The organism is Pseudomonas pichavaramensis (assembly GCF_050473265.1).
Lineage (GTDB): Bacteria > Pseudomonadota > Gammaproteobacteria > Pseudomonadales > Pseudomonadaceae > Aquipseudomonas.
This window is the reverse complement of sequence record NZ_JBJKFJ010000020.1, coordinates 25,440-46,438: the sequence shown is the minus strand read 5'-3', so window position 1 is coordinate 46,438 and position 20,999 is coordinate 25,440. Positions and strand designations below refer to the sequence as shown.

16 protein-coding genes are annotated in these 20,999 nt (G+C 64.1%); 15 read left to right on the top strand and 1 reads right to left on the bottom strand.

The window, feature by feature from the left end; all coding sequences use genetic code 11:
• Positions 1-170 precede the first annotated feature (170 nt).
• The 11 genes from glgA (at position 171) to ACJRW5_RS23520 (ending at position 15,391) form a co-directional block, all read left to right on the top strand.
• Positions 171-1,706, top strand: a complete 1,536-nt coding sequence (glgA, locus tag ACJRW5_RS23570; RefSeq protein ID WP_484572913.1) for a glycogen synthase GlgA — start codon at positions 171-173, stop codon at positions 1,704-1,706.
• Positions 1,706-3,460: a malto-oligosyltrehalose trehalohydrolase gene (gene treZ / locus ACJRW5_RS23565; protein WP_484572912.1), complete on the top strand. Its 1,755-nt coding sequence runs from the start codon at positions 1,706-1,708 to the stop codon at positions 3,458-3,460. Before glgA ends, treZ begins: the two co-directional genes overlap by 1 nt.
• On the top strand, positions 3,457-5,511 hold the full coding sequence (gene malQ, locus ACJRW5_RS23560) for a 4-alpha-glucanotransferase (RefSeq protein WP_484572911.1): 2,055 nt from the start codon (positions 3,457-3,459) through the stop codon (positions 5,509-5,511). The genes treZ and malQ overlap by 4 nt, the downstream gene beginning before the upstream one ends.
• Positions 5,504-8,266 carry a malto-oligosyltrehalose synthase gene (locus ACJRW5_RS23555; protein ID WP_484572910.1) on the top strand — a complete coding sequence of 921 codons (2,763 nt, stop codon included), beginning with the start codon at positions 5,504-5,506 and terminating at the stop codon, positions 8,264-8,266. The genes malQ and ACJRW5_RS23555 overlap by 8 nt, the downstream gene beginning before the upstream one ends.
• Complete coding sequence (locus tag ACJRW5_RS23550; protein WP_484572909.1) at positions 8,253-8,510, top strand: DUF2934 domain-containing protein; 258 nt, start codon at positions 8,253-8,255, stop codon at positions 8,508-8,510. The genes ACJRW5_RS23555 and ACJRW5_RS23550 overlap by 14 nt, the downstream gene beginning before the upstream one ends.
• A 4-nt stretch (positions 8,511-8,514) precedes the next feature.
• Positions 8,515-10,629 (top strand): glycogen debranching protein GlgX, encoded by a 2,115-nt coding sequence (gene glgX / locus ACJRW5_RS23545; RefSeq protein ID WP_484572908.1) that lies wholly within the window; start codon positions 8,515-8,517, stop codon positions 10,627-10,629.
• A 187-nt stretch (positions 10,630-10,816) separates the two neighbouring features.
• Positions 10,817-12,085, top strand: a complete 1,269-nt coding sequence (locus ACJRW5_RS23540) for a zinc-dependent alcohol dehydrogenase (protein WP_484572907.1) — start codon at positions 10,817-10,819, stop codon at positions 12,083-12,085.
• Positions 12,086-12,101: 16 nt separating this feature from the next.
• The gene (locus ACJRW5_RS23535) at positions 12,102-12,890 is read left to right on the top strand and encodes an endonuclease/exonuclease/phosphatase family protein (RefSeq protein WP_484572906.1); all 789 of its coding nucleotides are present in this window, start codon (positions 12,102-12,104) and stop codon (positions 12,888-12,890) included.
• Positions 12,887-14,089 carry a cardiolipin synthase ClsB gene (gene clsB, locus ACJRW5_RS23530; protein ID WP_484572905.1) on the top strand — a complete coding sequence of 401 codons (1,203 nt, stop codon included), beginning with the start codon at positions 12,887-12,889 and terminating at the stop codon, positions 14,087-14,089. The genes ACJRW5_RS23535 and clsB overlap by 4 nt, the downstream gene beginning before the upstream one ends.
• Positions 14,086-15,105, top strand: a complete 1,020-nt coding sequence (locus ACJRW5_RS23525) for a lysylphosphatidylglycerol synthase transmembrane domain-containing protein (RefSeq protein ID WP_484572904.1) — start codon at positions 14,086-14,088, stop codon at positions 15,103-15,105. Before clsB ends, ACJRW5_RS23525 begins: the two co-directional genes overlap by 4 nt.
• 64 nt (positions 15,106-15,169) lie before the next feature.
• A complete protein-coding gene (locus ACJRW5_RS23520) occupies positions 15,170-15,391 on the top strand; it encodes a hypothetical protein (protein WP_484572903.1) in 222 nt (73 codons plus the stop codon).
• Between the two features lie 4 nt (positions 15,392-15,395).
• Here ACJRW5_RS23520 and ACJRW5_RS23515 read toward each other — a convergent pair whose 3' ends face one another.
• On the bottom strand, positions 15,396-17,861 hold the full coding sequence (locus ACJRW5_RS23515; RefSeq protein WP_484572902.1) for a glycogen/starch/alpha-glucan phosphorylase: 2,466 nt from the start codon (positions 17,859-17,861) through the stop codon (positions 15,396-15,398).
• Between the two features lie 346 nt (positions 17,862-18,207).
• Between ACJRW5_RS23515 and ACJRW5_RS23510 the strand changes: the two genes are divergently transcribed.
• Genes ACJRW5_RS23510 through ACJRW5_RS23495 form a run of 4 tightly spaced genes read left to right on the top strand, consistent with a single transcriptional unit; the run spans position 18,208 to position 20,956 of the window.
• Complete coding sequence (locus ACJRW5_RS23510) at positions 18,208-18,639, top strand: hypothetical protein (RefSeq protein WP_484572901.1); 432 nt, start codon at positions 18,208-18,210, stop codon at positions 18,637-18,639.
• Positions 18,636-19,724 (top strand): DUF3182 family protein, encoded by a 1,089-nt coding sequence (locus ACJRW5_RS23505; RefSeq protein WP_484572900.1) that lies wholly within the window; start codon positions 18,636-18,638, stop codon positions 19,722-19,724. The genes ACJRW5_RS23510 and ACJRW5_RS23505 overlap by 4 nt, the downstream gene beginning before the upstream one ends.
• Positions 19,721-20,491, top strand: a complete 771-nt coding sequence (locus tag ACJRW5_RS23500; protein WP_484572899.1) for an alpha/beta hydrolase family protein — start codon at positions 19,721-19,723, stop codon at positions 20,489-20,491. Before ACJRW5_RS23505 ends, ACJRW5_RS23500 begins: the two co-directional genes overlap by 4 nt.
• A 51-nt stretch (positions 20,492-20,542) precedes the next feature.
• Positions 20,543-20,956: a CBS domain-containing protein gene (locus ACJRW5_RS23495; protein ID WP_484572898.1), complete on the top strand. Its 414-nt coding sequence runs from the start codon at positions 20,543-20,545 to the stop codon at positions 20,954-20,956.
• Positions 20,957-20,999 lie beyond the last annotated feature (43 nt).

Below are 20,999 nucleotides of genomic sequence, written 5' to 3'. Positions count from 1 at the left end.
TTAGCGTTTCGCTGCGCACGCAAAAAAAGGTCGAACCTTTGTCCGTTTAGTCCCGTCAGCAACAAGTATGGGGGGAGACGAAGCAGCGGACCGATTCCTGTGCCGTTCTCCTCCATGGTCAATCGCCCACGAAGCGATGAGTTCAAAGGTTCACCCCATTGGAGAAAGACATGGCAAGCGCTGCAGCCTCCGCACAGATTCCCCCACATACTCCTCTCACAGCTGCTGCCAAGCCATCCCTGCAGATGCACAGCGAACATCCTCAGCGCAAACGTGTGTTGTTCGTCACCTCGGAGTTCGCCGATCTGATCAAGTGCGGCGGCTTGGGCGACGTATCGGCAGCCTTGCCGCGCGCCCTGTCGCCTCAACACGATATCCGCCTGCTGATTCCCGGTTATCGTCAGGTGGTCAACAGCGGTCGTCCGATCCGTATCGTCGGGCAATTACCCGGTCTGGCCGCGTTGCCGCCGTGCCATATCGGCCGTATGGATCTAGCCGACGGTCTGATCGTCTACGTCGTGCTCAACAAGACGCTCTACGAGCGCGATGGCACACCTTATGTGGATGCCGAAGGCAACGACTGGGCCGACAACCACATTCGCTTTGCCCGCCTGGGCCTCGCCGCTGCAGAAATCGCCACGGGCGAAGCCGGTATCCAGTGGCGCCCGGAACTGGTGCATGCCAACGACTGGCCAGCTGCCATGGCGCCAGCTTACATGGCCTGGCGCGGAGCCAGCGCACCGGCGTTGCTGACTATTCACAACCTCGCCTATCAGGGGCTTTGCGACATGCGCTGCGCCAGTGAGCTGGCGATACCGGAAGCCGCATGTGGCGTCGAGGGTCTCGAGTTCTATGGCCGCCTGTCGTTCCTCAAGGCCGGTATCGCCTATGCGCGGCATGTCACCACCGTCAGCCGCCGCTATGCCCGTGAAATCACGCAACCGGAACAGGGCTGTGGCCTGGACGGCCTGCTACGCGCCAAGGTCGAACTCGGCCAGCTCAGCGGTATCGCCAATGGCATAGACGAAAGCTGGCATCCCTACCTCGACGCTCATCTGCTGAAAGGTTTCGCGGCTGGCGATTGGGCGGGCAAGCGGGCCAACGCTGGCTATGTGGAAAGCTGGTTGGGCCTCAATGACGATGGACCGCTGTTTGCCGTGGTTTCTCGCCTGGTGCAGCAGAAGGGTATAGACCTGACCCTGGACGTGGCCGAACACATTGTCGCGCGGGGCGGTCGTATCGCCGTGATCGGCCAGGGCGAGCCGGCACTGGAGGCCGCAATGGCGGAGCTTGGCCGCAGACACCGCGGTCGCATCGGCGTGCATATCGGCTTCAAAGAGAGCGACGCACGGCGCCTGTATGCCGGGAGCGACTTTCTCCTCATGCCGTCACGATTCGAGCCCTGCGGGTTGAGCCAGATGTATGCTCAGCGTTATGCGTCGCTGCCCATTGCCCGGCGCACCGGCGGCCTGGCCGACAGCATCGAGGACGGCGTCAGCGGCTTTCTCTTCGAGGCGCCGCAGGTGGACGACTATCGCCAAGCCATCGACCGCGCACTGCAGGTGTACCAGCACCCACAGTTGCTGGAGGCGATGCGCTGTCAGGCCATGGGCGCCCCGCTCTACTGGCGACAATCGGTGCAACCCTACCATCGGCTGTTCCAGCGTCTGCTAAGCCAGGCCAGCGCCCGTCGGGTTGCCCGCTGATGTATTGCCATGGTGCCCGGCCACTGGCCGATGGACGCGTGCGCTTTGCCCTGTGGGCGCCGAGCTGCCAGCAGGTGGAGCTCGAGCTCGAAAATGGCCAGTGCCATGCGATGCCGGCGCAAGAGGATGGCTGGTACGTACTGCTTCACGATTGCCCGGCTGATACACGCTATCGCTATCGCATCGATGGCCAGTGGTCGGTGCCGGACCCGGCATCGCGCCGTCAGGTCGACGACGTGCACGGTTTCAGTCAGGTCGTCGACCAGCAGGCTTACCCCTGGCATCACCACGAATGGCACGGTCGCCCGTGGCATGAAACGGTGCTCTATGAGCTGCATGTCGGCTTGTTCGGCGGTTTTCAGCAGGTCATCGAGTTCCTGCCGCACCTGGCCGATCTGGGCATCACGGCCCTTCAGCTGATGCCGCTGAACGCCTTTTCCGGCACGCGCAACTGGGGCTACGACGGTGTGCTGCCGTACGCCCCGGCCAACTGCTATGGCACGCCCGAAGAGCTCAAGCAGCTGATCGACAGCGCCCACGCCTACGAGCTGATGGTGTTCGTCGATGTGGTCTACAACCATTTCGGCCCGGATGGCAATTACCTTGGTTTGTATGCGCGGCAGTTCTTCCATGAAGAGCGCGTCACGCCCTGGGGCGCGGCGATCGACTTCGCCAGGCCGCAAGTGCGCGACTTCTTCTGTGAGAACGCATTGATGTGGCTGCTGGACTACCGTGTCGACGGCCTGCGCCTGGATGCGGTACACGCCATCGACGATGACGATTTCCTCATGGACCTGGCCACCCGCGTGCGTTCGGCAATAGCGCCGCAGCGCCAAGTGCACCTGGTGCTGGAGAATGAACACAACACAGCGCAGCTGTTGCGCGCAGGTTTCGATGCTCAGTGGAACGACGATGGCCACAACACCCTGCATGCGCTGCTGACCTTCGAGAACGAAAGCTACTACGCCGATTATGCCCAGGCGCCGACCCGTAAGCTGGCCACGCTGCTCGAGCAGGGCTTCGTCTATCAGGGGCAGGCCAATCGCCACGGCCAGCCTCGGGGCGAACCCAGCGCCGACTTGCCGCCGCACGCATTCGTGCTGTTCCTGCAGAATCATGACCAGATAGGTAACCGAGCCTTCGGCGAGCGCCTGGCACTGCTGGCCGACCACGACGCGCTGAGGGCTGCCACCGTCCTCGTGCTGCTTTGCCCGATGGTGCCGCTGCTGTTCATGGGCGAGGAATGGGGGTGCAAACGCCCGTTTCTGTTCTTCACCGATTACCACGACGAGCTGGCCAGCGCGGTGCGGGAAGGTCGGCGCAATGAGTTCGCGGATTTTTCCCAGTTTTCCTCCGCACATGCCCGTGAAACCATCGCCGACCCCAACGCGCTGGCCAGCTTCCAGCGCTCGCAGCCAGATCTGGCTGCGGCGCTGGAGCCCGAACAACGCGAATGGCTGAGCTTCTACCGGGGCCTGCTGCAGGTCCGCCGAAGTCGTCTGCTGCCGGGTATGCAACAGGCGCGCAGCCTCGGCGCCCAGGTGCTTGGCGACGGCGCGGTGCTGGCGCGCTGGCGACTCGGCCATGGGCCGGCGTTGAGCATCGCGGTCAACCTCGGTAGCGCCGAGGTCAGTCTGTCGCCCTCTGAAATCCAGGGCGAGAGGCTTTACACCTGGCGCATCGACAATGAAGACCTACGCCAGCAACGGCTGCCTGCACACAGCGCACTGGTTACCCTGGAGCCCGCCCGATGAGTGATCAGTTGCTGGCCGAATTGGCCCAGGCCGCCGACCTGTGCATCGACTGGGTCGACGCCCATGGCCGCGCACAAAGCGTGACCCCGCAGGCGCAACGCCAGTTGCTGGAAGCGCTCGGCTATCCGGCCCAGAGTCCCGAGCAGTTGAAGGCGAGCCTGGCTGAACTGACTCATCAGCGCCACACATCCTGCGAGGCCACCTTGCTGCTGCAGGAGCAAGGTCAGCCACTGCCCCTGATGCGCTACCCGGCGCACAGTCCCTACCGGCTGAGCGATGAACAGGGCCAGGTCGTCGATGGCCGGCTCGACGCCGACGGCCGTCTGCCCGCACAGCAGGTTCCGGGTTATTACCAATTGCAGATTCGCGATAGCCGCCACCCGCTGGCAGTGACGCCGCAAGCCTGCCTGTCGGTGCAGCAACTGTGCGGCAGAAAGCACGTTTGGGGGCTGGTGGCGCAGCTGTACGGTTTGCGTCGTGCCGGCGATGGCGGCCTGGGTGACACCCTGGCCGTGGCGGATCTGGCCCGCCACGCTGCCAATCAGGGGGCCGATGCACTGGCGCTGAGCCCGGTGCATGCGCAGTTCGCCGCCAAGCGCAGTGATTTTTCCCCTTATTCGCCGTCCAGTCGCCTGTTCTTCAATACGCTGTACGCCTCTCCCATCACCTTGCTGGGGGCCGAGCGCGTGCATCGCGCCATTCAGGCGGCCGGCCTGGAGAACGAGATGGCGCGTCTGGAGACACTCGAACTGATCGACTGGCCGGCTGTGGCACATACGCGGCAGCGTTTGTTGCGTCAGCTGTACCAGGATTTTCGAACGACGCACGGCGAGTTGCAGAGCCAGTTCCAGGTGTTCTGCGCGAATGGTGGTGATGCCCTGCAGCAGCACTGCTGCTTCGAGGCCCTGCATGCGGAGCGCTTGCGCGAGGGAAGCAGCAGCGACTGGCGCTTGTGGCCACAAGCATTGCGCAGCCCTACGCAGGACGCGGTGACGCGTTTTGCCATCGAACACGCCGACGAACTGCGTTTCCACGCCTTCTGCCAGTGGCTCATTGCCCACGGCCTGGAAAGCGCGCAGGCCACGGCCAGCGGCGCCGGCATGGGGATCGGCCTGATCGCCGATCTGGCGGTAGGCGCCGACTGCGCCGGTAGCCAGGCCTGGTCGCGCCAGGAGGAGCTGCTGCCGCTGGTCACGGTGGGCGCGCCCCCGGATATTCTCAACCGTCAGGGACAGAATTGGGGGGTATCGGCATTCTCGCCGCAGGGGCTGCGCCAGCATGGTTTTCGTGCCTACATCGAGATGCTTCAGGCCAACCTGGCCCATGCCGGCGGCATCCGTATCGACCATGTCATGGGGCTGCAACGCCTGTGGGTCATTCCTCAGGGTGGCGAGCCTGAGCACGGAGCCTATCTGCGCTATCCGCTGGATGACCTGCTGCGTCTACTGGCTCTGGAGTCGCATCGCCACCGGGCGCTGGTGATCGGTGAGGATCTTGGTACCGTACCCGAGGGCCTGCGCGACAAACTGGCTGGGCGCAACATCCTCGGCACGCGGGTGCTGTTGTTCGAGCAGGATGACCTTGGTTTCGTACCAGCCGAGCACTGGCCCGGCGATGCCTTGGCCACGACCACCACCCACGATCTGCCAACCATCAAGGGCTGGATCGCCGGCCACGATCTGGAGTGGCGCGTGCGCGTCGGCCAGCGCGCTGCGAATCTGCTCGAAGGCGACCACGCGGAACGCGCGGGCGAGCGTGTTGCCCTGCGCCAGGCGCTGGAGCGCCGTGGCCCGGTCACCGGGACTGATGATGACGCCTTGCTGCAGTCCTGCATCGATTACATCGGCGGCACGCCCGCGCCGCTGACGCTGTTGCCACTGGAAGATGCCTGTGCTCTGGAGCAGCAGCCCAACCTGCCGGGCCCGGGCGACACCCATCCCAACTGGCGCCGGCGCTATCCGAGGCCGGTCGGCCAGTTGCTGGAGGAGCCAGCCACCAGCACACGCCTGGCGACCTTGCAGCGGGCGCGACAGGAGGCCGGCGATGACTGAACTGCGCGCCACGCTGCGCCTGCAGCTACACAAGGATTTCACCCTGCTCGATGCGGCAGCGCAGGTGCCGTATTTCGCCCGCCTGGGTATCAGCCATCTGTATGCCTCGCCCATTCTTACCGCGCGTCCTGGCTCGACACATGGTTACGATGTGGTCGACCCGAGCCAGGTCAACCCGGAACTGGGTGGAGAACAGGCGCTGGTGCGCCTTGTCGAGGTTCTACGCGATCACCGCATGGGCCTGATCCTGGATATCGTGCCCAACCACATGGCGGTCGGCGGCGACCGTAATCCCTGGTGGCTGGATGTCCTCGAGTGGGGGCAGAACAGCCCCTATGCGAAATTCTTCGATATCCAGTGGCAGTCCCACGACCCCCTGCTTAGCGGCCAGTTGCTGGTGCCCTTCTTGCGCAGTGACTACGGCGAGGCCCTGCGCCAGGGCACGCTGCAGCTGGGCTTCGATGTCCAGCAGGGACGCCTGTATGCGCAGCATTTCGAGCACCGCCTGCCCCTCACCCCGCCCAGCTACGCCAGCATTCTGCAGAGCAGCGAGGCTCCCGCGCTGTCAGATCTGGGCCGGTGTTTCGCCAGGCTCGGTAGCGATGCCGACAGTCGGGCCGAGGCCGGGCGCTTATGCGCCAAACTGGCGACTCATGAGCAGGACATCGCCCCGCTTCTGGCTCGTTTTCAGGGACGCGACGCTGCGGCGCAACAGCGCCTGCACGCGCTGCTCGAGCGTCAGCACTACCGTGTGGCCAGCTGGCGCACCGCGGCCGACGACATCAACTGGCGGCGTTTTTTCGACATCAACGAACTGGGCGCCCTGCGCGTCGAACATCTGGCGGTGTTCGAACAGACTCATGCCAAGGTGTTCCAGTTGATCGAACGAGGTCTGGTCGACGGCCTGCGTATCGATCATATCGACGGCCTGGCCAATCCCCGTGCGTATTGCAGCCGTTTGCGGCGACGCGTCAGGCAACTGCGCGGCGACGCGCCCTGCCCTGTCTTCGTCGAGAAAATTCTCGGCGCCGGCGAGCACCTGCCCGCCGACTGGCCGGTGGACGGCAGCACCGGCTACGAGTTCATGAATCAGCTGTCACTGCTGCAGCACGACCCACACGGCGAATTGCCGCTCGGCGCCTTGTGGCAGGAGTTGAGTGGCCGCCCGGCGAACTTCGCCGACGAGGTGCAGCAGGCACGCCGGCTGGTGCTGGAAGGTTCGCTGGCCGGCGATCTGGAGGAAGTGGCCCAGCGCCTGCTACAAGTCGCCCGGCATGACATCGCCACCCGCGACCTGACCCTCGGCGCCATCCGCCGCGCGCTGCGTGAGTTGATCGTGCACTTCCCCGTCTACCGCACCTACGCCCAGGCCTGTGGCCGCTCACAGCAGGATCGGCGGTTCTTCCAGCAGGCACTGGAGGCAGCCCGGCAGACCTTGGGCGAGGCAGACTGGCCCTTGCTGACGTACCTGGACGACTGGCTCGGCGGCGCCTTCCTGCGCGCCATGCCCCCCGGCCGAGCGCGGCGCCTGCGGGCTCAAGCACTGACGCGCTTCCAGCAACTGACCTCACCAGTGGCTGCCAAGTCCGTGGAGGACACCGCCCTGTATCGCGCCGGCGTGCTGCTGTCGCGCTATGACGTGGGCTTCGATGCCGAACATTTCAGTGCCAGCGTCGAGGCCTTCCACCAGGCCTGCCGCGAGCGCGCGACGCAGCACCCGCACAGCCTGCTGGCCACCGCGACTCACGACCACAAGCGTGGTGAGGACTGCCGGGCACGCCTGGCGGTACTCAGCGAACGTGCCCCGTGGTACGCCGAGCGCGTACGCCAATGGCGGCAACTGGCACAACCGCTGCGCAGCAGCGACACGCCGCAGGCGCCGGATGCCGGCGAAGAAGCCATCCTCTACCAGACCCTGATCGGCAGCTGGCCGCTCGACCTGCAGGCGGACGATGCGGCCGGCCTGGACGCTTACCTGCAGCGTCTGCTCGGCTGGCAACGCAAAGCCTTGCGTGAAGCCAAGCTGAACAGCGCCTGGAGCGCGCCGAACGAGGCCTACGAGGCGGCGTGCGCCAATTTTCTGCGGCGTCTGCTGAGCGAACCTGCAGGCCAGGCGTTGCGCACTGAACTGGCCGCCAGCGTGGCCAGCCTCGCGCCTGCCGGTGCCCTGAACGGCCTGGTGCAGTGTCTGCTGCGTCTGACCACGCCGGGCGTGCCGGACCTCTACCAGGGCTGCGAGCTCTGGGACTTCAGCCTGGTCGATCCGGATAACCGCAGGCAGGTCGACTTCGCCCTGCGTCAGCAGCACCTGAGCCAGGACGATACACCCGCCAGCAAGCTGGCCAGCTGGAAGGATGGACGTATCAAGCAGTGGCTGATTCAGCAGGTACTGGCGTTGCGCACGGCGCGGCCGCAGCTGTTCGCCGGTGGCAGCTACCGACCGCTGGCGGTGGTCGGCGAGCATGCAGCACAGGCGCTGGCCTTCCTGCGTAGCAACGCTGACGAACATCTGTTGGTGATCGCCCCACGCCTGGCTGCAGGCCTGCTGGCGGAACATGAGCGGCCGCACGTACCGCCTGACCGCTGGGGCGATACCCGTGTGCTGTTGCCGCCTGAACTCGAGGAGGCTCGCGTCGAATTCTCTCTGGCGCCCTGCCGGCTCAACCCTGAACCCCAGATCGAGCTATCTGCCGCTCTGGCTGAATTACCCGTCAATCTGCTTCGCCTGAAGGAGTCACGTCATGAGCACCGATGAGCAACGTATCCGCGAGTTCGCGTTTCAGATCTGGGAATCCGAAGGCCGCCCTGAGGGTCAACACGAGCGACATTGGCAAATGGCCAGCAAGCTAGCAGCGGCTGAGGCCGCTGAGCAACCCGCGCCGGCAGCCAAGCCACGGCGCATCAGCAAGCCCAAGACCGTACCGGTCAGTGACGCCGAGCAACCTGCGTTGCTGAAAAAGCCGCGCGCACCACGTACCCCGAAAGCGCCGAAGGCCTGATCCCATGCGCAGACAGCATCGTTCACGTGTTACCGAGGGCCGTCCTTTTCCGCTTGGTGCCAGTTGGGATGGGTTGGGGGTCAATTTCGCGCTGTTCTCGGCGCACGCCGAGCGCGTCGAGCTATGCCTGTTCGACGAGGGCGGCGAAACGGAAATCGAGCGCATCGAGTTGCCCGAATACACCGACGAGATCTGGCATGGCTACCTGCCCGATGCCCGTCCCGGCCAGGTTTATGGCTATCGCGTATACGGCCCCTACGCGCCCGAAGCCGGCCATCGTTTCAATCCCAACAAACTGCTGATCGACCCCTATGCCAAGCAGCTGGTGGGGCAATTGCAGTGGTCCGAGGCGCTGTTCGGGTACACCATTGGCGATCCTGACGGCGACCTGAGCTTCGACGAGCGCGACAGCGCACCGTTCGTTCCCAAGTGCAAGGTGATCGACCCCGCCTTCACCTGGGGCGAGCAACCTCAGCTGCGCATTCCCTGGGAGCGCACGGTGCTCTACGAGGCGCACCTGCGCGGCATCAGCATGCGCCATCCCAGCGTACCCGAGCGCCAGCGCGGCACCTGCGCCGGGCTGACCAACCCGGAGTTGTTGCGGCATATCCGTGAGCTGGGCGTTTCCAGCGTGGAACTGCTGCCGGTACATGCCTTCGTCAACGACCAGCACCTGCTGGAAAAAGGCATGACCAACTACTGGGGTTACAACAGCATCGGCTTCTTCGCACCGCACCCGGCCTATCTTGCCAGTGGTCGCATCAGCGAGTTCAAGGAGATGGTCGCCCACCTGCACAAGGCCGGCCTGGAGCTGATTCTCGATGTGGTCTACAACCACACCGCCGAGGGCAACGAACGTGGCCCAACGCTGTGCATGCGCGGTATCGACAATGCCAGCTACTACCGCCTGTTACCGGACGAGCGCCGCTACTACATCAACGATTCCGGTACCGGTAATACCCTCGATCTGAGCCATCCCTGCGTGCTGCGCATGGTCACCGACTCGCTGCGCTACTGGGCCACGGAAATGCGCGTGGACGGCTTTCGCTTCGATCTGGCGACCATTCTCGGTCGCCATGCCCATGGCTTCGACGAGCGCCACGGGTTTCTCGTCGCCTGTCGCCAGGACCCGGTGCTGAGCAAGGTCAAGCTGATCGCCGAACCCTGGGACTGCGGCCCGGGTGGCTATCAGGTCGGCGGCTTCCCGCCTGGCTGGGCCGAGTGGAACGACAAGTTCCGCGACAACGTGCGCGCCTACTGGAAAGGCGACGGCGGTGAACTGGGCGAACTGGCCAGCCGCCTGACCGCTTCGGGCGACCTGTACAACCAGCGCGGTCGCCGCCCCTTTGCCTCGGTCAACTTCATCACCGCGCATGACGGCTTCACCCTGCGCGACGTGGTGTCCTACGACCACAAGCACAATGAGGCCAACGACGAGAACAACCAGGATGGTACCGAGCACAACCTGTCTTGGAACCACGGCTGCGAAGGCGCCACCGACGACCCTTCGATCCGCCGCCTGCGTGTGCAGCAGATGCGCAACCTGCTGGGCACGCTGCTGTTCGCCCAAGGCACGCCGATGCTGGTGGCGGGCGACGAGTTCGGCCGCACTCAGCACGGCAACAACAACGCCTATTGCCAGGACAACGAACTGAGTTGGGTGGACTGGTCTCTCGATGACGAAGGTCGTGAACTGCTCGCCTTCTGCCGCCATCTGATCGGTTTGCGCCATGGTTACCCCATCCTGCGCCGGCAACGTTTCCTGGTCGGCCATTACAACGAAGAGCTGGACGTCAAAGACGTGACCTGGCTGGCCCCGGATGGCAGCGAGATGAGCGAGGACAACTGGCACGATGAAGACGCGCGTTGCATGGGCATGCTCATGGATGGCCGCGCCCAGCCGTCGGGGCTCAAACGCAGCGGCGCAGACGCCACCCTGCTGTTGCTGCTCAACGCCCATCATCAGGGATGCGAGTTCCAGCTGCCGGAAGTCAACGGTGGCCGCCATTGGCGCTGCCTGGTCGACACCTTCAGCGCACAGACCAACGCCGTTCCCGTCCAGCAGCAATGGGTCGAGCTGGCCGGACGTTCGCTGCAACTGTTGGAACTGCAGCGCTGAGCGCAGCCAAAGCCCAGTTCGATGGCATGCCAGCGCGCTGCCTTCAGGCCTGTTCAACGATAAATAACCTGAACCCTGCCAGCCTGTGCCGACTCGAAAAACACAGGCGCGGGTCATGCCCGCAGCGCCCGGCGAACAGCCTGAGTCCACGCAATGCGGCCAAACGGCCGGCTAACGGGAGGCAGTCATGAAAGCAGTGGTGTTTCACGATATCGGTGATATCCGTCTCGACGAGGTGCCTGAACCCGAAGTTCAGGCCAGTACCGACGCGGTCATCCGCATCACTGCCTCGGCCATCTGCGGCACCGACCTGCATTTCGTGCGTGGCAGCGTGGGCGGTATGCGCAAGGGCACCATTCTCGGGCATGAGGCCGTCGGCATCGTCGAGGCCCTGGGCAGTGACGTGCGCAACCTGAGCATCGGCGACCGCGTCGTGGTGCCCTCCACCATCGCCTGTGGTAACTGCGCCTACTGCAGGGCCGGTTACTACGCCCAGTGCGACGAGGCCAACCCCAATGGCAAGGAAGCGGGAACCTCCTTCTACGGCGGGCCGGAGATAACCGGTGCCTTCCATGGCCTGCAAGCCGAGATGGCACGTATCCCCTTCGCCAATATCGGCCTGGTGAAACTGCCCAGCGAGATCAGCGATGACCAGGCCATCCTGCTCTCGGACATCTTCCCCACCGGCTACTTCGGCGCCAAGCTGGCCGAGGTCTGCAGCGGCGATACCGTTGCAGTGTTCGGCTGCGGCCCGGTCGGCCAGTTCGCCATCGCCAGCGCCAAACTGCTCGGTGCCTCACGCGTATTCGCCATCGACCATCTCGACGACCGCCTGGACATGGCCCGGCGCCAGGGCGCGGAAACGATCAACTTTGACCGCGAGGACCCTGTCGACACCTTGCGCCGGCTGACCAACGGCATCGGTGTGGACCGCGCCATCGATGCCGTCGGCATCGACGCCCAATGCCCGGCCCATGACCACTCGCCCCGCCAGGCCGAGGGAGACGAGTGGCAGCCCGGGGACGCACCCGAGCAAGCCCTGCAGTGGGCCGTCGATGCGTTGGCCAAGGCCGGCACCCTGGCCATCATCGGCGTGTATCCGCAGCAAGCCCGCGAGTTTCCCATCGGTCAGGCGATGAACAAGAACCTCACCATCAACATGGGTAACTGCAACCACCGGCGCTATATCCCGCGGCTGATCGAGATGGTTCAGGCCGGGCGCATCGACCCGGCAAAGATTCTCACCCAGGTCAAGCCGATGACTGATGTCATCGAGGCATTCAAGGCGTTCGACCGCCGCGACAGCGGCTGGGTCAAGGTCGAACTGCAACCGGCCAGAAATGACGATGGCGGCGGTAGCGAAGAGCGGGTGCACGACAGCGCATTGCTCGATCGCGCCATCGCCGAGGCAGACCCTCTGAGCGAGTCGCGTTCGAAGAAACCTGGCAGCTTATGAACGGAAATCGACAGCAATGACCATCACCATCCCCAACCCGGAGGTCATCATCGACCGTGTCACCCCGGTCAAGCGTCTGCGGGTTCTGACCATCAATACGCACAAGGGCTTCACCGCCTTCAACCGGCGTTTCATCCTCCCCGAACTGCGCAACGCCGTGCAGGCCACGGGCGCAGATCTGGTCTTCCTGCAGGAAGTGCTGGGTAATCATGCGCTGCACGCCAAGCGCTTCCATGACTGGCCCAGCGTGCCGCAGTACGAGTTCCTCGCCGACAGCATGTGGCCGCAATTCGCCTACGGGCGCAACGCGGTGTATCCGGCGGGCGACCATGGCAATGCCCTGCTCTCGCGCTTCCCCATCGTCGAGTACCACAACCTTGACGTCAGCGTCAGCGGTACCGAACAGCGCGGCCTGCTGCACTGCCGTCTGGATGTACCGGGTCAGCATGCGGTCCATGCGGTGTGCGTGCACCTGGGCTTGCGTGAGGCGCATCGACGTCAGCAGATCGGCCTGCTGCTGGATCTGCTGGCGACCATCGATCCGAGCGCGCCGGTAATAGTCGCTGGCGACTTCAACGACTGGCGCCTGCGCGTGGACGAGCAGCTCGCCCCGCACGGCCTCCTTGAAGCCTTCGCTCATCGCCAGGGCAAGCCGGCACGCAGCTTCCCGGCTCGCATGCCGTTACTGCGCCTGGACCGCATCTACACCCGTAATGCGCTCGCGCAGCAACCCGAAGTGCTATCCACCCGACCCTGGTCGCACCTGTCCGACCATGCCCCTCTGGCAGCGGAGATCCATCTGTGAGCGGAATCTGGCGAGACGGCAATCAACTGTGCCTGCTGATCAATGGCGAGGATTACTACCCGCGCGTGTTCGAATGCATTCGCCAGGCGCGCGTGGAGGTGCTGCTGGAGACCTTCATCATCTTCGAAGACAAGGTCGGCCTCGAGCTGCAGCGTGTGCTGATCGAGGCCGCACAACGCGGGGTTCGTGTGGTGGTGGCGGTAGACGGCTATGGCACCGCCGATCTCGGCCGTGACTATGTAGCGGCCCTGAGCGCTGCCGGGGTCAAGGTGCAGGTCTTCGACCCCAGCCCGAAGACCCTGGGCATGCGCACCAACCTGTTCCGCCGCCTGCACCGCAAGTTGCTGGTGATCGACGGCGAGCGGGCCTTCGTCGGCGGTATCAACTATTCGGCCGATCACCTCGGTGACTTCGGCAAGATGGCCAAGCAAGACTACGCCGTGGAAGTGCAAGGTCCGGTGGTGGTCGATCTGCATGCTGCCATGCTGCGCTTTTTGAAACCTTCGCTTGGCGCCCACAGCCCGGCCCGCCCCTCTAAGCAGCGCGTAGGCGACGCCTGCGTGAAGCTGGTGGAGCGCGACAATGAACGCCACACCACGGACATCGAAGACGAACACCTGGCAGCGTTCACCGCCGCGCGGCATCGTCTGCTGGTGGCCAACGCCTATTTCTTCCCCGGTTACCGCCTGCTGCGCGCCCTGCGCAACGCGGCGCGACGCGGCGTCGAGGTGACGCTGATTCTCCAGGGGCAGCCGGACATGCGCTGGGCTCAGGCATTCTCGCGCCTGCTCTACAACTACCTGCTGCGTGACGGCGTGGTAATTCACGAGTACTGCCAGCGGCCGCTGCATGGCAAGGTGGCGCTGGTCGACGACGAGTGGGTCACGGTCGGCTCAAGCAATCTCGACCCACTGAGCCTGGCCCTGAACCTCGAAGCCAACCTGGTCATTCGCGACCGTGCGTTCAACCAGCAGTTGCACGACCACCTGCAGCAACTGTCGAGCCAGCATTGCCGACGTGTCGAACTGGAGCGCGTGATCCGCGGCTACTGGTGGCGGGCGCCGCTGGTGTTCCTGTGCTTCCACTTCATTCGCCGTTTCCCGGCCATCGCCGGCTGGCTGCCGGGCCACCGCAAGAACCTCGAACCCCTGGAGCCAGAGAGCGAGGTGCGTTGCTATGAAGAGGAGCAACCCCGATGAGTAACGCTGAGCATGGTCCCTGGCTGATCTGGGGCAAACGTCTGCTGACGCTGTTTTTCCTGGTGCTGGTACCGGTACTGCTGTACCTGCTGGTACGCAACCTGGAGTGGAGCGAGGTGCGCCAGGCCCTGGACGCCTATAGCCTGCAGACGCTGCTGCTGGGCGCAGTGCTGGTCATAGCCAGCTACCTGGTGTTCGGTTCTTACGATCTGCTTGCACGGCGTTATAGCCGGCACCGCTTGCCGACTCGGCAGGTGCTACCGGTTGCCATGGTGTGCTACGCCTTCAATCTCAACTTCACCACCTGGATCGGCGGTGTGGCCATGCGCTACCGCTTATACATGCGCCTGGGGCTCACTGCCTCCACCGTGACCCGCATTCTCAGCCTGAACCTGCTGACCAACTGGACCGGCTACATGGCACTGGCCGGCGTGATCTTTTCCCTGCGTATGGTGCAACTGCCGGACAACTGGACCCTGGGCGTAACCGGCTTGCAACTGCTTGGCTTCGCGCTACTGGGCGTGGTCAGTGCCTATGTCGGCGTCTGTGCTTCCGCGCAACAGCGTGTCTGGCACTGGCGTGAACGCAGTATCACCCTGCCCTCGCTGGGCATGGCGCTGCAGCAGCTATGCATGGGGGCGAGCAACTGGGCGCTGATGGCGCTGCTGCTCTACTGGCTGCTACCGGACGGGGCCTCCTATACGTCGGTGCTTGGCGTGCTGCTGATCAGTTGCATCGCCGCAGCCGTGGCCCATATTCCCGCCGGGCTCGGCGTACTCGAAGCCGTGTTCCTGGCCTTGCTTCAGCATCAGTACAGTCAGGCCAGCCTGGTCGCCGCGCTACTGGCCTATCGGGTGCTGTACTACCTGTTGCCGCTGCTGTTGGCCAGCGTGACCTATCTTGTCCTGGAAAAACGTGCAAAGGCATTGCGCAAAGATGGCAGCGACGCCAATCCGCAGCCTCCTGCCAAGCGCAACCTGGCCACCTCCGAAGTCGAACTGCCGCCCAGCGGATAGCGGGAACTTGCCACCGTCTATCAGGGGTCTATCTCCCATCACCCAGCAAAGCCGGAGCTTCGAGATGGCCAAGCCACTGCATCTGATCAGCTATATCCTGCACAACGAACCTCACAGCGTGGAGGTCGAGTCCGATCGCGAACAACTCACGCCGGAGCAGGCCCGCTTCTATCTGAGCGCCATGCACACTTTCGAGTGGCCCAGCGAGTTCACCGATGTGCAGGTCACCCGCATCGTGCATCCGAAAAAGGGCCACGGTACACCGGCCCACCGCATTCAGCGCTAGCGCCTCATGTTCCGTCAGGCGCTGGCAGCGCCACCTGCCAGATATCCCTGGCGTATTCGGCGATGGTGCGGTCGGCCGAGAACCAGCCCATCCGCGCAGTATTCAGCACCGCCGAGCGCCACCACTGTTCAGGCCGCTGCCAACGCTGATCGACCTTGCGTTGCGCATCCCAGTAAGCATCGAAGTCAGCGCAAACCATGAACCGATCCTGGTACAACAGCCCGTCGACCAGACCGACGTAGCGGGCCGGATCATCCGGGGAGAATACGCCGGCCCGTATGGCCCCGAGCGCGGCCTCCAGACGTTCCGAGTCGGCCACCACATCGCCCATTTCCAGGCCAAGTCGTTGCCGGGCGGCCACTTGCTGGGCGTTCATGCCGAAGATGAACATGTTGTCCGCGCCGACCTTCTCATACATCTCCACATTGGCACCGTCCAGAGTGCCGATGGTCAGGGCGCCATTGAGGGCGAACTTCATGTTGCTGGTGCCCGAAGCTTCCAGGCCGGCCGTCGAGATCTGCTCGGAGAGGTCCGCGGCTGGAATGATCGTCTCCGCCAGACTGACGTTGTAGTTGGGGATGAACACCACCTTGAGCAGACCACGTACGGTCGGGTCACCGTTGATGGTCCGGCTGATGTCGTTGGCCAGTTTGATGATCAGCTTGGCCTGGTGATAGCTGGCCGCTGCCTTGCCGGCAAAGATCTTCACCCGTGGCACCCAATCGGTGGCCGGATCGTTGCGTATCGCCTGGTACAAGGCCACGGTATGCAACAGGTTGAGCAACTGGCGTTTGTATTCGTGGATGCGTTTGACATGCACATCGAAGATCGCCCGGGTATCGAGCGCGATACCCAGCAGTCGGTGCACATGCTGCGCCAGTACTTCCTTGTTGCGCTGCCGGCACAGGGCATATTCCTCGCGAAAGTCCTGACGTTCGGCAAAGGGGTCCAGCGTCTGCAGCTGTGCATCAGGCCGCTGCAGCACCTGCTCGCCGAGGACGTCGATGAGCAGGTGCGTCAGACCTGGATTGACCTGAAACAGCCAGCGGCGAAAGCTGATGCCGTTGGTCTTGTTGTTTACCCGGTCCGGGTACAGCCGGTGCAGATCGCGAAACACCGTGTCACGCATCAGGCGTGTGTGCAGCGCCGACACGCCATTGATGCTGTGCGCACCGAGAAAGGCCAGGTTGCCCATGCGCACACGCCGGCCGTGATCCTCTTCGATCAGCGACACCGCGCGCAGCAATCGAAAATCGTGGATGTCCTTGGCGCGCAGCGCGTCGATATGCTCGGCATTGATCAGGTAGATGATCTGCAGATGACGGGGCAGCAGGCGCTCCATCAACGCCACCGGCCAGGACTCCAGCGCTTCCGGCAACAAGGTGTGGTTGGTGTAGGCAGTGGCGGCGACAGTCAGTTGCCAGGCCTGCTCCCAGGCCATCTGGTGCTGATCCACCAGCAGCCGCATCAGCTCGACCACGGCGATGGCCGGATGCGTGTCGTTGAGCTGGATGGCCACGTGTTGCGACAGGCTTTGCAGGTCGCCATGCAAGTGCATATGGCGCTGTAACAGGTCCTGCAGCGAGGCCGACACCAGAAAATATTCCTGGCGCAGGCGCAGTTCCTGGCCTGCCTCGGTATCGTCGGCCGGATAGAGCACGCGGGAAATACTCTCGGCACGCACCTCGCCGGCTACCGCACCGAAATGGTCGCCCGCGTTGAAACGGTCGAGCTGCAGGTTCTCTTCGGCCCGCGCGCGCCACAGGCGCAGGGTGTTGACCGAGGCGCCGCGCCAGCCCACCACCGGCGTGTCATAGGCGATAGCCCGCACGGTTTCCTGAGGTTGCCATAGCTGATGGTTGCCGCCCTCGAGGTCATCGAGCGTTACGACGCCACCGCCAAAACCGATCCGATAGGCCACCTCGGGACGTTCGAACTCCCAGGGGTTGCCGAAGTCCAGCCAGGTTTCGGTCTGCTCGGCCTGCCAGCCATCGACGATGGCCTGACGAAACAGGCCGTGTTCGTAGCGAATGCCGTAGCCATGCGCGGCCAGACGCAGGGTGGCCATGCTCTCCATGAAACAGGCCGCCAGACGCCCCAGGCCACCATTGCCCAGCGCCGCATCCGGCTCGATTTCGCGTATGCGTTCGAGCTCCACTCCGAGTTCTGCCATCGCCTGGCGCGCCACGTCGAGCAACCCGAGATTGCTCAGGTTGTCCACCAACAAGCGCCCGATGAGAAACTCCAATGACAGGTAGTAGACCCGTTTGGCGCCCTGGCGCTCAAGCTGCGCGGAGGATTCCTCCCAACGATCGATCAGGTGATCGCGGGTCGCCAGGGCCAATGCTTCGAACCAGTCGTGGTCGAATGCGTTGGCCGGGTCCTTGCCCACCGCATAACGCAGTTTGGCCAGGATGGCTGCCTTGAACCGGGCTACTGGATTCTCGCTGTCGGTTTGCGCCTCGCTCATGTCTGTCCCCTCGCGCGCCCGCGCGTTGTCCTGATCGATGTGCCTGGAAGCCTGCGCCCAGCCTAATGCCCGTCAGTAAAGCCTCAATGCGCCGAATCTGTAGGAGCGGCGCCCCGCCGCGAACCCCTGCGATAAGGACCCGAAGCGCTTCGCCCCGGGGCGTGGCTCCTATGTAAAGCGGCCTGGGGACTTATCTGATGAGCGCTAGCATCCAGCCTTCCTTTTTTGTGGCCGCAAGCGCGGCCGTGAGTTCAGGTTTTCTACCCGCCTCCTCTCGTCAAAAAGCCTGAACTTCAGCGTGGCCGGTTCTCTCACAATTGATGAACGCACTGCCGAGGAGCGCATCATGAAAGTCGCCACTACGGGTTTGTTGTTGGGTACGTTGATTGCCGGCGACGCCCTGGCCGAGGCCTGCTATGTCAGCGCCAGAACCTCCAGCGACGCCATCCAGGAGGTCGCCCGGGAGTTCTGCTACGAGTTCGTCGGTATGGCCGAGGGCGATATCGATTGGTCGTGCAACAACGAGAACAACAACATGCTCAACAGTGACCAGCGCAAGGTGGCACGCTGCGCCGGAGGTGGCCTGGGCCGCTGCGAAGCGGCGCTGACCCAGGCCACGATGAGCAACTACCGGGCCGGCGACGACGACATGGGCGAAGCGCGTCCAGCCGTACCCAATGACGCCAAGGTGATCACGCACTACTACCAGGTGGGCGATCTCGAACAGGCACGCCTCGATTGCGAGAGTGCCGGCGGCACCTGGCGGGACGAGCGATGAGCGCCTACGACGGCCTGCTCTTGCTGCCGGGCGACGGTCATCACATGGCCCACGAACGGACCGTGCAGCGGCTGCTCGGCGAGAAACTCGCCGCCCTGCTCGACTGCCCGTTTCTCGGCCCCTATCAGCCCGGTTCGCACGTCAGCGGCACCTACTACTATGTGCCGGAAGACACCCTGATCGGCGATCTGAGACCGCTGGGCATCGAAGGCCCGGAGCACTACTTCGGCGGCCAGGTCGGGCATGCGTTTCTCGCCAGCAAAGCCATCAGCCATGCGGCGCTGGAATCGCCACGCCATTTGCCGCCAGGGTGGTCGAGCCAATTCGCCCAGCAGGTGGAAAGTGTGACCCTGGCAGGCTTTACCGTATTCGACCTCGACGATGCGCGCGAAGCCGGGCAGCGTTTGCTGCGCGAGGGACCGATCCGTCTCAAGCCGGTGGACGGTACCGGAGGGCGCGGCCAGCATGTGGTGCGCTCGACCAGCGAGCTGGAAAGCAGTCTGGCCAGAATGGACGCGCAGCACGTGAGGGAGGCCGGCATGGTCCTGGAGGAGGACCTGCAACAGCCCTGTACCTACAGCGTCGGTCAGATCCATGTGGCCGGTGTTACGTTGAGCTATCACGGCACCCAGCAACTGACGCCGGACAACCAGGGCAACCTTGTCTATGGCGGCTCGCAGCTGACTCTGGTACGTGGCGACTATCTGGCGCTGATGACTCTGGATCTGCCGCGCGCAGTGCGCCTGGCCGTGCAGCAGGCGCGCATATTCGAACTGGCCGCGTTCGAGGTTTACCCCTCCATCCGCGCGTCACGGCGCAACTATGACGTGGCTCAGGGGCAGAACGCCGCAGGCCGTTCACGCTCCGGTGTGCTGGAGCAATCGTGGCGTATCGGCGGGGCCAGTGCGGCGGAGATCTTCGCCCTGGAAGCCTTTATCGACGACCCTCAGTTGCAATGCCTGCAGGCCTCGACTCATGAGCATTACGGTGAGGTGCCGCCGCCGGCGGACGCCATTTGCCTGTATCAGGGCCAGGAAAGTGAACTCGGCCCGTTGGCCAAATACGTGAAGGTGGGCGCGCCATGACAGCCGGTAGCCAGACCATCGATATCACCGTCGACGACGAACGCATCGCCGGTACCCTGCTGACTCCGCCAAGCAAGGTGCCCGGCGTGCTGTTCGTGCACGGTTGGGGCGGCAGCCAGCAACGCGATCTGGCGCGCGCCCGCGGCATCGCCGGGCTGGGCTGCGTCTGCCTGACCTTCGACCTGCGAGGACACGAGCGCACCTTCGATGCGCGGGAGAGCGTGTCACGCGAGCAGAACCTGGCCGACATCCTCGCCGCGTACGACCTGCTGGCAGAACATCAGGCGGTGGACCGGGAGTGCATCGCGGTGATTGGCAGCAGTTACGGGGGCTATCTTTCCACCCTGCTCAGTGCCCGTCGCCAGGTGCGCTGGATGGCCCTGCGGGTGCCGGCCCTTTACTGGGACGAGCAGTGGCACCTGCCCAAGCGACAACTCGACGTGCAGCGCCTGGCTGAGTACCGCCGTACGCCCTGGACCGCAGCGGACAATCTGGCGCTCAGGGCCTGCTCTGCGTTCACCGGTGATGTGCTGCTGGTGGAATCCGAGCATGACGACTTCGTCCCGCACACCACCCTGATGAGTTACCGCAATGCCTTCGACAAGGCGCACTCGATGACGCATCGCACCCTGGCCGGCGCAGACCACGGCCTCAGCGAAGACCGCCATCAGCAGGCCTACACCCGTATTCTGATCGACTGGGTCAGCGAGATGGTGATTGGCGCGCGGGTGGGCAATTACCCGCATCACCTGGTGCGCTATTCCTGAATCTTCAAACCGGGCGCTCGTTCGCCCGTCAACTGCAACAGGAGAACAACGATGAAAATTCGTCAAGTCATGACCCGCAACGTTCAGACCCTGGAGCCTCAGCGCAGCATTCGTGACGCAGCCAGCCTGATGGCCGACATCGACAGCGGCGCACTGCTGGTCAACGACGGTGACCGGCTGATCGGCATGGTCACCGACCGCGACATCGCCATTCGCGCTGTCGCCGCCGGGCTCGGTGCCGACACGCCGGTGCGCCTGGTGATGAGCAGCGAGGTGCGCTACTGCTTCGACGATGAAGACGTCGATCACGTCGCTGCCAACATGGCCGACATCCAGGTGCGCCGTTTGCCGGTGCTCAATCGCGAGAAGCGTCTGGTCGGCGTGGTGTCGCTGGGCAACATTGCCACCGGGCACAGTCGTCAGGCCAACGACACCCTGTTACGCGGCGTGACCAGCGCCCACTGATCCGTAAGCGGATACAGAGGGAGGGCTTCAGCGTCTCTACACG

Bases quoted from the DNA above. Each gene is read 5' to 3' on its own strand.
- glgA (WP_484572913.1), top strand. From the start codon at position 171: ATGGCAAGCGCTGCAGCCTCCGCACAGATTCCCCCACATACTCCTCTC.
- treZ (WP_484572912.1), top strand. From the start codon at position 1,706: ATGTATTGCCATGGTGCCCGGCCACTGGCCGATGGACGCGTGCGCTTT.
- malQ (WP_484572911.1), top strand. From the start codon at position 3,457: ATGAGTGATCAGTTGCTGGCCGAATTGGCCCAGGCCGCCGACCTGTGC.
- ACJRW5_RS23555 (WP_484572910.1), top strand. From the start codon at position 5,504: ATGACTGAACTGCGCGCCACGCTGCGCCTGCAGCTACACAAGGATTTC.
- ACJRW5_RS23550 (WP_484572909.1), top strand. From the start codon at position 8,253: ATGAGCACCGATGAGCAACGTATCCGCGAGTTCGCGTTTCAGATCTGG.
- glgX (WP_484572908.1), top strand. From the start codon at position 8,515: ATGCGCAGACAGCATCGTTCACGTGTTACCGAGGGCCGTCCTTTTCCG.
- ACJRW5_RS23540 (WP_484572907.1), top strand. From the start codon at position 10,817: ATGAAAGCAGTGGTGTTTCACGATATCGGTGATATCCGTCTCGACGAG.
- ACJRW5_RS23535 (WP_484572906.1), top strand. From the start codon at position 12,102: ATGACCATCACCATCCCCAACCCGGAGGTCATCATCGACCGTGTCACC.
- ACJRW5_RS23525 (WP_484572904.1), top strand. From the start codon at position 14,086: ATGAGTAACGCTGAGCATGGTCCCTGGCTGATCTGGGGCAAACGTCTG.
- ACJRW5_RS23520 (WP_484572903.1), top strand. From the start codon at position 15,170: ATGGCCAAGCCACTGCATCTGATCAGCTATATCCTGCACAACGAACCT.
- ACJRW5_RS23515 (WP_484572902.1), bottom strand. From the start codon at position 17,861: ATGAGCGAGGCGCAAACCGACAGCGAGAATCCAGTAGCCCGGTTCAAG.
- ACJRW5_RS23510 (WP_484572901.1), top strand. From the start codon at position 18,208: ATGAAAGTCGCCACTACGGGTTTGTTGTTGGGTACGTTGATTGCCGGC.
- ACJRW5_RS23505 (WP_484572900.1), top strand. From the start codon at position 18,636: ATGAGCGCCTACGACGGCCTGCTCTTGCTGCCGGGCGACGGTCATCAC.
- ACJRW5_RS23500 (WP_484572899.1), top strand. From the start codon at position 19,721: ATGACAGCCGGTAGCCAGACCATCGATATCACCGTCGACGACGAACGC.
- ACJRW5_RS23495 (WP_484572898.1), top strand. From the start codon at position 20,543: ATGAAAATTCGTCAAGTCATGACCCGCAACGTTCAGACCCTGGAGCCT.